The sequence below is a fragment of the Alterinioella nitratireducens genome, assembly GCF_013155465.1.
Lineage (GTDB): Bacteria > Pseudomonadota > Alphaproteobacteria > Rhodobacterales > Rhodobacteraceae > Alterinioella > Alterinioella nitratireducens.
The window spans coordinates 41389-53939 of the sequence record NZ_JABJVX010000005.1 but is presented as its reverse complement, the minus strand read 5'-3'; the positions used below and the strand labels follow the sequence as shown (position 1 = coordinate 53939).

Below are 12551 nucleotides of genomic sequence, written 5' to 3'. Positions count from 1 at the left end.
CGAATTTGGGGAGGCCGCATGTCCGTATTCACAAGCCCGCATGGCGATATCGCCCTGCGCGATCAGACCATTACCGAGCGTGTGCTGGAGGGCGTGCGGACGCGTCTGGATGCCCCCGTCCTGATCGAGGGGCTGACGGGGCGCGAGATCACCGGCGCGCAACTGGTCGATGCGATCCAGCGGCTGGCAGGCGGCCTCAAGGCGCGCGGGATCGGGCCGGGCAAGGTGATCGGGCTGATGGCCCCCAACATCCCCGAGTTTGTCAGCACCTTCCACGGCATCACCTATGCCGGGGCGACCGTGACCACGATCAACCCGACCTACACGGCGGAGGAGCTGCGCCACCAACTGCAGGATGCGGGGGCCGATCTGCTGATCACCATCCCCGCGACGCTGGATGTGGCACGCGAGGGGATCAAGGGCACGGGTGTGTCCGAACTGGTGGTGATCGGCGAGGCCGAGGGCGCCACCCCGCTGGCCGATCTGATGGGCGCGCCGCTGGCCGCGCAGGTGCCGGTCGATCTGGACACGCATAGCGCAGTGCTGCCTTATTCCTCGGGCACGACCGGCCTGCCCAAGGGGGTGATGCTGAGCCACCGCAACCTCGTCGTGAATACCGATCAGTTTCTCGGTGTGGTGAAGATCCAGCCCGGCGAGATCACGCCCGCCTTCCTGCCCTTCTTCCACATCTACGGGCTCCAGGTCCTCGTGAATGTCTACCTCGCCGCCGGGGCGCGCCTCGCCACCATGCCGCGCTTTGACCTCGAGCTGTTCCTGGCGTTGATCCAGAAGCACAAGGCGGAACGGGTCTTCATCGTGCCGCCGGTCGCCATCGCGCTGGCCAAGCATCCTCTGGTGGACAAGTTCGACCTGTCCTCGCTGCAACAGATCAACTCCGCCGCTGCACCGATGGGGGCCGATCTTGGGAATGCCATGCACAAGCGGCTTGGCTGCACGGTGACGCAGGCCTATGGCATGACCGAGCTTAGCCCCGGCAGCCATGTCATGTCGCCCGATGCGCCGCGCGACGGGGCGGTCGGGCAGGCCATTGCGGGCACGCTCAGCCGGATCGTGGACCCGGAGACGCGCAAGAACCTGGGGCCGAACGCGGAAGGCGAGCTTTGGGTCAAGGGCCCGCAGGTCATGCGCGGCTACCTGAACAACGCCAAGGCGACGGCGGAGAGCATTGTCGAGGATGGCTGGCTGCGCACCGGCGATATCGCGATGATCGACGATGACGGCTACCTCTTCATCCGCGACCGGCTGAAGGAGGTGATCAAGGTCAAGGGCTTCCAGGTCGCGCCGGCGGAGCTTGAGGCGCGGCTGCTGGATCACCCCGAGATCGCGGATGCGGGCGTGATCGGCGCGCCCGATGACGAGGCGGGCGAGGTGCCGGTGGCCTTCGTGCAGCGCGCGCAGGGGTCCAGGCTGAAACGCTCCGAGATCAAGGCGCATGTCGCCAAGACGCTGGCCCATTACAAGCATCTGGACCGGGTGATCTTTGTAGACGAAGTGCCGAAATCGGCCTCGGGCAAGATCCTGCGGCGGCTCTTGCGCGACCGTCTGGCCTCAGGACAGGACGGCCGATAGCCCCAGGAAGATAAGCCCCGACATGGTCGCGGCGGCGGGCACGGTGATCACCCAGGCCGCGATGATGGTCAGGAAATGCGACCGGCGCACCAGCTTGCGGCGGCGGCGTTCCTCGGCGGCGATCCGCTTGGGCTTGGCCGCGCCGAACTTGCGGCTGCGCCGCTCCGCGTGCCATTCGCGGAAGAACCCGACGCCGAAGACCGCGCCCACGGCGATATGGGTGGAACTGACGGGCAGGCCCAACCAGCTGGCGATGATCACGGTGATCGCCGCCGACAGCGCCACGCAATAGGCGCGCATCGGATTGAGCTTGGTGATCTGGCTGCCGACCATGCGGATCAGTTTCGGCCCGAACAGGACCAGACCGAAGGAGATGCCGAAGGCGCCGATGATCATCACCCAGTTGGGGATCGAGACGCTGCCCGCGAACTCGCCGAACTGGTCGGCATGGACGATGGCCGCCAGCGGCCCGACCGCATTGGCCACGTCATTGGCCCCATGCGCGAAGGACAGCAGTGCCGCGGAAAACACCAGCGGCACCGAGAACAGGGACTTGAGCGACCGGTTGCGGTTCTCCATCCCCTCGGATTGCCGCCGGATCATCGGGGCGGAAATGGCATAGGAGACCGCGCCGATCACCAGCGCCGTGCCCAGGTCGATCGAGACGATCCGCTTGAGCCCCTTCATCGCCAGGTAGGTGGCAAAGACGCCCGCCATGATCCCGATCAGCACCGGCACCCACCGGCGGGCGGCGGCGATCTTGTCGTCCTGGTAGATGATATAGGCCTTGATGAAGGCCAGGAACGCGGCAGCGACGACGCCGCCAAGCAGGGGCGAGATCACCCAGGAGGCCGCGATGGCCCCCATCGTGGCCCAGTTCACCGCGGCAAACCCCGCCGCCGCAATGCCTGCGCCCATGACACCTCCCACCACCGCGTGGGTGGTCGAGACCGGCGCGCCGACCCAGGTGGCCAGGTTGACCCACAGTGCCGAGGACATGAGTGCGGCCATCATAGCCCAGATGAAGACCTGCGTGTCGGCGACGCTTTCGGGGTCGATGATGCCCTTGGAGATGGTCGAGACCACGTCGCCCCCCGCCAGCAGCGCCCCCGCGCTTTCGAAGAGCGCCGCGATCACGATGGCGCCCCCCATGGTCAGCGCATTGGCCCCGACCGCCGGCCCCATGTTGTTGGCAACGTCATTGGCGCCGATATTGATCGCCATATAGGCGCCCAACACGGCGGCGGCGATGATGATGGGCGAGGGTGTCTGGGTGCCCAGGAAGATGGTGACGGCGATCCCCACGATCACCACGAAGGCCAGCGCGATGCCAAGCCCGACCATGGGGCGCGAGACATATTGCGTCGCGTATTCCAACTGGCTGATGCGCCCCAGATCCTTGTCCAGGGTGCGCCATTGGTTGTTCAGGGGATCTTGCGCCATCGGCTCCTTCGCGACTGGCCGCGCCGATGGCGACCGGTCCTCCAGTTGACTCAGTTCCGGCAGGGCCTAGAGGGCGCTGCCGCCAAGATCAACTTCTGTCGGCCTTCGCCTCGGCAAATTCCGCGAGAATGTCCTTGAGGCCACGCTCCTCGACCATGCCGATGGCGGTGTTGATGCTGACCCATGTCGGATCGCGCTGATCGGATTCGGGGAAATCGGGCTGCGTTTCGCGCACCTCGATCGGGTAGACATGCGTCTCGCAGCGCATTTCGGCCCCGTGATCGTCGCGCTTGACGGTCTGGAAATGCCCAAGCGCGCGCTTCGCGGGTTTGCCATCGCTGACGCCCCCCTCTTCCCAGGCCTCCTGCAACGCGGTCTCCGCCCCGCCAAGCCCCTCGATAGGCCAGCCCTTGGGCAGGATCCAGCGCCCGCGCGAGGACCGGACAAGCAGAACCTCCAGCCCGTCGGGGCCGGTGCGATGGCACAGACCGGCCAGTTGAACGAGCGAGGGTCTGCGGAATAGCGGTGAAATCAGCTCCCGCCATGCGGAGCGTGCATAGTTTGTCATTTTTCTTATCCTGCCGCGATGTGCTTTTTGTTATCTGTTTGTTCTAACGGATAATTTGGGGAAATGCAATTCTGGCAATGGTTACCGGGTCAGGAGCGATCCCGCAAGGCAAGCCCGTAGGCGACCGCGCCGATGCCGTTCGAGATCAGCTCCACCGCCAGCACGATCCCCAGAAGGGCCGTTGCCGCCTGCTGGAAATTGGCCAATACCGCGATGCCGATCAGGACCGACAGCGCGCCCGACAGCAGCAAGACCCAGTAGATGCGGCTGTTGCGGGCACCCCAGGCCAGGGCAAGCCGCAACAGGCCCGAGACGGTGAAGACGATGCCAAGCAGGAAGGTCAGCGTGACCAGCCCGGCCAGCGGATCGGCGACCAGCGACACGCCGATCACCAGCACCAGCAGCCCCCAGAGCCCGAGCCCGAGCCGTAGGCCGAAATCGCCCTCGGACCGGAAGGCCGCGTAAAGCTGGACCACGCCCGCGATCAGGAAGATCCAGCCGACCAGCAATTCGACCGCAAGAGAGGCCGCGAAGGGATTGGCCAGCGCCAGCCCCCCGCCCGCGATCAGCAAAAGCCCGATGACGATCCAGCTGCCCCAGTTGCCCATGCCCTCGCCCCTCTGCCGCAGGGTGGGTGGTTCCGGGCCCCAGGGGCCGGGATCACCCACCGCAAACTCACATCATCTCACGCACATCCGTCAGCTTGCCGGTCACCGCCGCCGCCGCCGCCATGCCGGGGCTCATCAGGTGGGTGCGTCCGCCCCGGCCCTGGCGGCCCTCGAAATTGCGGTTCGAGGTGGCCGCGCAGCGTTCGCCGGGGGCCAGTTGGTCGGGGTTCATCGCGAGGCACATGGAGCAACCCGCAAGGCGCCATTCGAACCCGGCCTCCTTGAAGATATCGGCCAGCCCTTCCTCTTCGGCCTGCGCCCGGACAAGGCCTGAGCCCGGCACGACCATGGCGCGCAGACCCTCCTTGATCTTCTTGCCCTTCAGGATTTCGGCCGCCGCGCGCAGATCCTCGATCCGGCCATTGGTGCAGGAGCCGATGAAGACCGTGTCGATCTCCACATCGCTCAGCTTCTGGCCCGGTTTCAGGCCCATATAGTCCAGCGACCGCTTGACCGCGTCGACCTTGCCGCCCTTGAAGCTGGCGGGGTCCGGCACATCGGCGGTGATCGGCAGAACGTCTTCGGGGCTGGTGCCCCAGGTCACGACCGGCGCGATATCGGCGGCGTCGATGGTGACCACCTTGTCCCACTGCGCATCCTCGTCGGATTTCAGCGTCTTCCACCAATCCAGCGCCGCCTCCCATTGCGCGCCCTTGGGGGCATGCGGGCGGCCCTTGACGTAATCGAAGGTGGTCTCGTCCGGCGCGATCAGACCGGCGCGCGCGCCGCCCTCGATGGCCATGTTGCAGACGGTCATGCGCCCCTCCATCGACAGGTCGCGGATCGCCTCGCCGCAATACTCGATGACATAGCCGGTGCCGCCCGCCGTGCCGGTCTTGCCGATGACGGACAGGGTGATGTCCTTGGCGGTCACGCCCGGCGCCAGCTTGCCGGTGATTTCCACCTTCATGTTCTTGCCCTTGCGCTGGATCAGCGTCTGCGTGGCCAGCACATGCTCGACCTCAGAGGTGCCGATGCCATGCGCCAGCGCGCCGAACGCCCCATGCGTGGCGGTGTGGCTGTCGCCGCAGACCACGGTCATGCCAGGCAGGGTCCAGCCCTGCTCCGGGCCGACGATATGCACGATGCCCTGGCGCACGTCCGAGACAGGGTAGTAGTGAATACCGGTCTCGCGCGCGTTGCGGTCCAGCGCCTCGACCTGGATGCGGCTTTCCTCGTTGGTGATGCCGTTCACCCGGTCCAGCGTGGTGGGCACGTTGTGGTCCGGCACGGCGATGGTCTTGTCGGGCGCGCGCACGGTGCGGCCGGTCATGCGCAGCCCCTCGAAGGCCTGCGGCGAGGTGACTTCATGCACCAGGTGGCGGTCGATATAGAGCAGGCAGGTGCCGTCCTCGGCCTCATGGGCCAGGTGGGCATCCCAGATCTTGTCGTAGAGTGTCTTGCCGGTCATTTTAGGGTCTCTCAAATCGGGTCGATGGATGGGGCGCGGGCGATGCGGGCGTCAGCCGCCCGTCAGACCCGCCGCGCTGAGACGGTGGAACCGCCAGGGCAGGCGCGTGCGGTCATCCATGTCGAAAATCCGTGTCATGCCCCGGCAGATACACCCATGGCCCGGTCGCATCAAGCGGGCTCAACGGTGCTTGCCCCCTTCCGCGCAAGCCGCCACTATGGATCGCAGCACAAGCGGATAGGTGAATGGAAGAAGAGACGACCCCACCGGGCGGTATCCTGCCCGACACATTGCAGCTGGAAGATGCCGTCGATATCGGCACCCGCCTGCTGGCCGAGGGGCAGGATCTGCTGGCCAACCTGCTCAGGCCGTGGAATTTCTACCAGATCAGCATCGCCGCGGGGCTGTTCCTGCTGGCGCATCTCCTGCGCCGCGTCCTGGGCCCCCGCATCCGCGCCTGGATGGCCTCGCGCGAGGGCTGGCCGAAATGGCGGATGCGCATCCTTGTGGTCATCCATCGCCGACTGCGGGGCATCTTCTTCGTCCTCTTGATCTGGCCGCTCGTCTTCGGGATGCAGGAGTTCACCTGGCCAAGCCGGTCCTACCTGCTGATCATCATCGCGCAGCTGGCCACCGCTTGGCTGATCGTGACCTTCGTCACCCGGCTGATTCACTCCCCCGTCATCCGCAGCCTGCTGCGCTATGGCGCATGGGCCTATGTCACGCTGCTGATCCTCGATCTGGAGGATGATGCCGCCGCCATCCTCGACAGCATCGGCTTCAGCCTGGGCGAGTTCCGCCTGTCCCTGCTGCTGGTGTTGCAAGGCATCCTGATCGTCACCGCGCTGATGGTCGCCGCCCGGTTCCTGTCGCGCACCACCTCGTCGCGGATCCAGCGCAACGAGGACATCTCGCCCTCGATGCGGGTTCTCGTCGTCAAGGCCGTGCAGGTCGTGCTTTACGGCACCGGTCTCTATATCGGGCTCAAGGCCGTCGGCGTCGACCTGACCGGGCTGGCGTTCCTGTCGGGCGCCATCGGTGTCGGGCTTGGTTTCGGCCTGCAAAAAGTGGTCTCGAACCTCGTCTCGGGCATCATCATCCTGCTCGACAAGTCGATCAAGCCGGGCGACGTGATCTCGCTTGGCGACACGTTCGGCTGGATCGAGACGCTTGGCGCGCGCTATGCCAGCGTGGTCACCCGTGACGGCAAGGAATACCTCATCCCGAACGAGGATCTGATCACCAGCCAGGTGGTCAACTGGTCTCATTCCAACCAGTTCGTGCGGCTGGATATCAATTTCGGCACCGCCTATGCCGACGATCCCCACAAGGTGCGCAAACTGGCGATCGAGGCGGCAAGGTCGGTGGACCGGGTGTTGTCCAGCCGCGCGCCGGTCTGCCATATCGTGGGCTTCGGCGACAGCAGCGTCGATTACGTGCTGCGGTTCTGGATCCTCGATCCGACCGGCGGGCTGACCAATATCCGCGGCAACGTGTTCCTGGCGCTGTGGGACAGTTTTCAGGAGAACGGCATCTCGATCCCCTTCCCGCAGCGCGAAGTGCGCATGTTGGGCGAGGCGGCGGATGCGGAGACACCGGACGAAGCCCCTGCCGACTGACAGCCCGCACAGGCCGTGTGCGGTGCCGCCTCTTTGCCGGGGCGGGCCCGCGCGCTATCTGCGAAGGGCAATCGAAGGAAAGGGGCCGCGCGAATGGCACAGGGTCATGTTCTGGGAATGTCCGGGTCGCTCAGGGCGGCATCGCTCAACACCAAGCTGATGCGCGAGGCCGTGCGCCTCTTCGACCCCGAAAAGGTCACCTATGCCGATCTGCGCCTGCCGCTCTACGATGGCGATCTGGAGGAGGAGGGCATCCCCGAGGCGGTCACGCGCCACGCCGAACAGATCGCGGCGGCGGATGCGGTGATCATCGCGGGCCCCGAATACAACAAGTCGATCTCGGGTGTTCTGAAGAACGCGCTGGACTGGGTCAGCCGGACCAGGCCGAACCCGTGGCTGGACAAGCCCGTCGCCCTGATGTCGGCCACGGGCGGGCGCGCGGGCGGCGAGCGGACGCAGTGGATCATGCGCCTGTCGCTCAACCCGTTCCGGCCCCGTCTGCTGGTCGGGCCGGAGGTTCTGGTCGGCGGGGCCGCGCGTGAGTTCGACGCCGAGGGGCGGCTGACCAATGAGCGTTACCTCAAGGCATTGCAGGACCTGATGGACGGGCTGCGGGCCGAGGCGAGGTTGGGTTAGCGGCGCGATTTCGGCAGCGACGCGGCGACCCGGAAGGTCTCGGGGATCGTATCGCGCCCCTCCAGCACCAGATCGGCCATCATCTCGGCCACCACGGGCGCCATGCCGAAGCCGATCTTGAAACCGCCATTGGCGATGAATTGACCCGGCCTGTCGGGCCAACCCCCAAGCATTGGCGCGCGCGACCGGGCGCGGGGACGCAAACCGGCCCACCTCTCCAATACCGTGATGTCACGCAGGGCAGGGACCAGCCGGATGATGCGCCCAAGGATGTCATCGAGGCCGCCATCGCAGCGGGCGGGGTCGGTGAATTCGATCTCGGTGGTCGATCCGATTGCCGTGGTCCCGTCGCCATGTGGCACGACGTGCAGCCCATCGACGAAGATCTGCGGCGCGTCCCGTGCGTCGAACTCCAGCAGCGCGGCCTGTCCCTTGACCGGGGTGCCGACGCGGGCCTCCTGATCGGTATTGAGCGCCTCCAGCCCCGCGACCCCGGTGGCATGGATCACCGCGCCCTCTTCCCGCCCGTCCGGCACCACCTCCACCCCGCGCGCCCGCAGCGCGGCGGCCAGCGCCTGCGTTGCTTTACGCGGATGCACGCGGGCGGTCAGGGTGTCGTGGATCACGAGGCCCGACGTGGTCAGCGGCGCGAAAGGGGCGAAATTTTCGACCGGCACCACGCGCCAGTCGTATCGGCCCTGCCACAATTCTTCCGCGTTGCGCCCGCGCTCCGTCGCCAGGTCCAGCGCGCCGACCGGCTGGATGCGGCCCGTGCGGGCATAGTGGGGGTCATGGCCGCCGGTCTCCCGCACCTCGGCCCAGAACATCTCGGCCCTCTCCAAACTCTCGAATTGCAGCGCCTTCTTGTCGTTCCAGCGTTCCGGCGTATGCGGGGCCAGCGCACCGACGAGGCCGCCCGAGGCCCCCGCCCCCACCCCGCCGGGGTCGATCACGCGCACCCTTGCGCCGCGCGCGACACAGGCCCATGCAATGGACAGGCCAAAGATCCCGGCCCCCCTGATCGTCACATCCACCATCGCGCCCCACTTGCCGAAGTCATGCGCAGCCTTCATAGGGCAGGATATGGAGCGGGACCAGACAGACAGCGTGATGTGGGGTGAGCAGGGCGTGCCGGTCTCGGTGCGTTTCGACGATCCCTATTACTCGCTGGAGGACGGTCTGGCCGAGACCTGCCACGTGTTCCTTGACGGCAATGACCTGCCCGCCCGATTTCAGCCGGGGTTCCACATCGCCGAGCTTGGCTTTGGCACCGGGTTGAACCTGATCGCGGCCTTGCGGGCGTGGCAGGCGGCGGGCACCCACGGCCCGCTGCGGTTTACCAGTTTCGAAGCCTTCCCGATGGCCCCCGAGGACGCCGCGCGGGCGCTGGCGGGGTTCCCCGAGGCCGTGCCTTTTGCGGATATTGTCGCCGAGGCGCTGGCCGATCCCGCGACGCCCCTGATGCGCCCTGATCTGGAGCTTCGCCTGGTCCTGGGCGACGCCCGCCAGACTCTGCCCGGTTGGGAGGGGCGCGCCGATGCGTGGTTCCTCGACGGGTTTTCGCCGGCCAAGAATCCCGAACTGTGGCAGCCCGGCCTGCTGGCCGAGGTCGGCAGGCACACGGCGCCCGCCGGCACATTCGCCACCTACACGGCGGCCGGCCATGTCCGACGCGGCCTTGTCGCTGCCGGGTTCGACGTGGCCCGCGTGCCGGGCTATGGCCGCAAGCGACACATGAGCGTGGGGCGGCTGAACGATGGGCAATGACACGCGATTGGGCATCGCCCTGATGATCGCCACGACGGCGGTGTTCGCCGCACAGGACGGGATCTCGCGCCACCTGGCGGGGGAATACAACGTCTACATGGTGGTGATGATCCGCTACTGGTTCTTCGCCCTCTTCGTCACCGCGCTGGTCGCGCGCAAACCCGGCGGGCTGCGCCGCGCCATGGCCAGCCCACAATGGCTCCTCCAGAGCTTCCGTGCCGTGCTGCTGGTGCTGGAGATCATGGTGACCGTGCTCAGCTTCGTGCTGCTCGGCCTCGTCGAATCCCACGCCATCTTTACCTCCTACCCGCTGATCATCGCGGCGCTTTCCGGTCCCGTCCTGGGGGAAACCGTCGGCTGGCGCAGATGGGCGGCGATCGGGGTCGGCATGATCGGTATTCTGATCATTCTGCGCCCCGGCGCGGCCGTGTTCTCACTCACCGCGCTGATCCCGCTGCTGGCCGCCGCGATGTTCGCGCTTTACGGGCTGCTGACGCGGTTCGCGGCACGCAAGGATCCGGCGATGACCAGCTTCTTCTGGACCGGCACCGTGGGGGCCGTCGCTGCGACCCTGATCGGGGTCTGGTTCTGGGAGCCGATGGCACGGCCCGATTGGGGCTGGATGGGTCTTTTGTGCCTGACCGGCGCGCTTGGCCATTACCTGCTGATCAAGACCTACGAGGTGGCCGAGGCCAGCGCGGTGCAGCCCTTTGCCTATTTCCAGCTTGTCTTCGTCTCGATCCTGGCCGTGACCGTGTTCGGCGAGGTGGTGGAATGGCCCGTGATGCTCGGCGCGGCGATCGTTGTCGGGGCGGGCCTCTTCACCTTCTGGCGCGAACGGCGCGCGCGCTAACGCTGCCTGAGCAGTTGCATCAGCGTCTGGTCCGGCATCTCGCCCGACAGATGCGCGTCGTAGATCAACATGCTCTCGGTCACCCGCATCACGTAGTTGCGCGTCTCGCGGAAGGGAATTCCCTCGATCCAGTCGACGATATCGACCTCCGGATCCCAGGGATCGCCGTTTTCCTCGGACCAGCGGATCGCGCGGGACGGCCCCGCGTTATAGGCCGAGGCGATGAGGACCGGGTTGGGGCCGAACTCCTCGATCAGGTAGTCGAGGTAGCCCGCACCAAGCACGGCATTATAGCCCGCATCGCTGAAGAGCCGCGATTCACTGAAACCGACATTGAGCCGCGCCGCCATCTGGCGGCCCGTGCCGGGCATCACCTGCATCAGCCCGACCGCGCCCGCGCCGCTGATGACTGCGGGATTGAACTCGGACTCGCGCCGCGCGATGGAGAGGGTCAGGCGGGCCGAAACCGGCAGGTCGGCCTCGACGAGGTCGGGATAGATCGGGTAATAGGCGCGCATGATCTCGTGCCCGTTCTGCGCCGCGCGCTTGGCGATGCGCAGCGCGATATGCGGGCTGCCAAGCTCCAGCGCCATGTCGCCGAGGCGGCCCGCATCCTGGCGGCTGAGGCTCTCGGTCAGGTGGGTCCAGAACCGTGAGGCCAGGCCGATCTCGTCGGCCTCGAAAAGCGCCATGGCCGCCCGGAACACGTCGTCATCGACGAAATCCGAGTCCCGCCAGTTTCCGAAATCCTCCTGCCCCAGGAACGCGCGATCCGCCGCGATCCCGCCGCGTTCGGCGGCCAGCTGCCCGTAGAAACTGCTTTGATACTGCGCGCCGAGCGCATAGCCCAGGGCCGCCCCTTCGGCATTGCCCGCCGCCTCGTAGGTGCGCCCGATCCAGTAGCCCGCGCGTCCGACCGAGATGGGCGAGACCACGACCGCGCGGAAATTGTTGAAATGTTGCAGCGCGGTGTCGTAGCGACCGAGGCGCAGGGCGGTATAGCCCGCGATCCACTCCAGGTCGGCATAATCGGAATCGTCGTCGCCGATCTCCATGTGATGGTTGGCGGCGACGTGATAGGCGCCGTCAAGGTCACCCGACCGCATCAACTCGCGTGCCAACTGGCGGCGGCGGTTGGACCATTCCTCGGGGTGGCCAAGCGCTTCGGCGGAGGTGGAGGTGGCATCGATCAATTCCTGCGCGCTGTCGGTCAGGCCCTCGCGCATCCGCCAGATGAACCGCTCGAAATTGAGGCCGGGATGGTCGCGCAGATCGGCGGGGACCGCCGCGACCAGGTCGTCAACGCCGCCGCGCCGCGCGCGCAGGGCCAGCCGTGCCTCGGCCAGACGTTCCCATCCGTCGCCGACGAGAGGATACATGCGGCGGGCCTGTTCGGGCTCATACTCCCACAGCAGGTGATCCAGCCGCGCCTCGTGATAGGTGGCGAGCGTTCGGGGCCAGTCGACCATGAACTGATCATGTTCGGCCTCACTGAGCGACATCGTCGTCCAGGCCCGGCGTGCTTCGGCCATGGCGGCGTCGCGCTGGTCGGTCTCCCATAGCGCGGCTGCCAGGCGTAGCGACCCGGTGCCGGTCTGCGGCTGCTCGACGTCGAAATAGGCGATCACGGTGGCGGGGTCGGTGCCTTCGGGGATGTTCTCCTCGCCGCGCTGCATCAGGTAGGGCATTCCGGGCCAATCGGCATGATCCTCGATGAACTCGATATACTCGGCAAGCTCGCCGCGCCCCTGTCGCAGGCGGGTCCATGTCACGACATGGGCGGCGGCGGGATCGTCGATCCGCGCTTGCGCGGCAGCCGCGGCGGCATAGTCGCGCGCCGATAGCGCCTCCAACGCCTCCGCCAGCGCCTCGGGCGAGGCCGTGGCGGGCAGGGGCGAGAGGCCGAGGATCAGGGCGAAAAGGATACGTCTCATTGGCACCACCTTGCAGAACACCGGCCAGAGGATAGTGCCTGGGGACTTGCTTGCAACTCACG

General features: G+C 66.7%; 11 protein-coding genes. 5 read left to right on the top strand and 6 right to left on the bottom strand.

Going from position 1 to position 12551, the window contains the following annotated elements; translation table 11 throughout:
- Nucleotides 1-18 precede the first annotated feature (18 nt).
- Entirely contained in the window at nt 19-1590 is a 1572-nt protein-coding gene (locus HNS34_RS09980) for an AMP-binding protein (protein WP_172319923.1), read from the top strand.
- Here HNS34_RS09980 and HNS34_RS09975 read toward each other — a convergent pair.
- From HNS34_RS09975 to leuC, 4 genes are all read right to left on the bottom strand, one after another.
- Nucleotides 1570-3033, bottom strand: coding sequence for an inorganic phosphate transporter (locus HNS34_RS09975; protein ID WP_172319922.1), 1464 nt, complete (start codon nt 3031-3033; stop codon nt 1570-1572). The two genes, HNS34_RS09980 and HNS34_RS09975, sit on opposite strands and share 21 nt — an antisense overlap.
- An 88-nt stretch (nt 3034-3121) precedes the next feature.
- Nucleotides 3122-3601: an NUDIX hydrolase gene (locus HNS34_RS09970; protein WP_172319921.1), complete on the bottom strand. Its 480-nt coding sequence runs from the start codon at nt 3599-3601 to the stop codon at nt 3122-3124.
- An 89-nt stretch (nt 3602-3690) separates the two neighbouring features.
- A complete protein-coding gene (locus HNS34_RS09965; protein ID WP_172319920.1) occupies nt 3691-4209 on the bottom strand; it encodes an HdeD family acid-resistance protein in 519 nt (172 codons plus the stop codon).
- A gap of 67 nt (nt 4210-4276) precedes the next feature.
- A complete protein-coding gene (gene leuC / locus HNS34_RS09960; RefSeq protein ID WP_172319919.1) occupies nt 4277-5680 on the bottom strand; it encodes a 3-isopropylmalate dehydratase large subunit in 1404 nt (467 codons plus the stop codon).
- Between the two features lie 245 nt (nt 5681-5925).
- Between leuC and HNS34_RS09955 the strand changes: the two genes are divergently transcribed.
- Entirely contained in the window at nt 5926-7299 is a 1374-nt protein-coding gene (locus HNS34_RS09955; protein WP_172319918.1) for a mechanosensitive ion channel family protein, read from the top strand.
- A 93-nt stretch (nt 7300-7392) separates the two neighbouring features.
- Nucleotides 7393-7935 (top strand): NADPH-dependent FMN reductase, encoded by a 543-nt coding sequence (locus HNS34_RS09950; RefSeq protein WP_172319917.1) that lies wholly within the window; start codon nt 7393-7395, stop codon nt 7933-7935.
- On the opposite strand, the gene HNS34_RS09945 is transcribed toward HNS34_RS09950, so the two are convergent.
- Nucleotides 7932-9008, bottom strand: a complete 1077-nt coding sequence (locus tag HNS34_RS09945) for an NAD(P)/FAD-dependent oxidoreductase (protein WP_235952685.1) — start codon at nt 9006-9008, stop codon at nt 7932-7934. The genes HNS34_RS09950 and HNS34_RS09945 overlap by 4 nt on opposite strands.
- A 10-nt stretch (nt 9009-9018) precedes the next feature.
- On the opposite strand from HNS34_RS09945, the gene mnmD reads away from it, so the two are divergent.
- Entirely contained in the window at nt 9019-9702 is a 684-nt protein-coding gene (mnmD, locus tag HNS34_RS09940; RefSeq protein ID WP_235952684.1) for a tRNA (5-methylaminomethyl-2-thiouridine)(34)-methyltransferase MnmC2, read from the top strand.
- Nucleotides 9692-10555 (top strand): DMT family transporter, encoded by an 864-nt coding sequence (locus HNS34_RS09935; protein WP_172319914.1) that lies wholly within the window; start codon nt 9692-9694, stop codon nt 10553-10555. Before mnmD ends, HNS34_RS09935 begins: the two co-directional genes overlap by 11 nt.
- Here the strand turns inward: HNS34_RS09935 and HNS34_RS09930 are convergent.
- Complete coding sequence (locus tag HNS34_RS09930; protein ID WP_172319913.1) at nt 10552-12489, bottom strand: lytic transglycosylase domain-containing protein; 1938 nt, start codon at nt 12487-12489, stop codon at nt 10552-10554. The genes HNS34_RS09935 and HNS34_RS09930 overlap by 4 nt on opposite strands.
- Between the last annotated feature and the right edge of the window lie 62 nt (nt 12490-12551).

Bases quoted from the DNA above. Each gene is read 5' to 3' on its own strand.
- HNS34_RS09980 (WP_172319923.1), top strand. From the start codon at position 19: ATGTCCGTATTCACAAGCCCGCATGGCGATATCGCCCTGCGCGATCAG.
- HNS34_RS09975 (WP_172319922.1), bottom strand. From the start codon at position 3,033: ATGGCGCAAGATCCCCTGAACAACCAATGGCGCACCCTGGACAAGGAT.
- HNS34_RS09970 (WP_172319921.1), bottom strand. From the start codon at position 3,601: ATGACAAACTATGCACGCTCCGCATGGCGGGAGCTGATTTCACCGCTA.
- HNS34_RS09965 (WP_172319920.1), bottom strand. From the start codon at position 4,209: ATGGGCAACTGGGGCAGCTGGATCGTCATCGGGCTTTTGCTGATCGCG.
- leuC (WP_172319919.1), bottom strand. From the start codon at position 5,680: ATGACCGGCAAGACACTCTACGACAAGATCTGGGATGCCCACCTGGCC.
- HNS34_RS09955 (WP_172319918.1), top strand. From the start codon at position 5,926: ATGGAAGAAGAGACGACCCCACCGGGCGGTATCCTGCCCGACACATTG.
- HNS34_RS09950 (WP_172319917.1), top strand. From the start codon at position 7,393: ATGGCACAGGGTCATGTTCTGGGAATGTCCGGGTCGCTCAGGGCGGCA.
- HNS34_RS09945 (WP_235952685.1), bottom strand. From the start codon at position 9,008: ATGAAGGCTGCGCATGACTTCGGCAAGTGGGGCGCGATGGTGGATGTG.
- mnmD (WP_235952684.1), top strand. From the start codon at position 9,019: ATGGAGCGGGACCAGACAGACAGCGTGATGTGGGGTGAGCAGGGCGTG.
- HNS34_RS09935 (WP_172319914.1), top strand. From the start codon at position 9,692: ATGGGCAATGACACGCGATTGGGCATCGCCCTGATGATCGCCACGACG.
- HNS34_RS09930 (WP_172319913.1), bottom strand. From the start codon at position 12,489: ATGAGACGTATCCTTTTCGCCCTGATCCTCGGCCTCTCGCCCCTGCCC.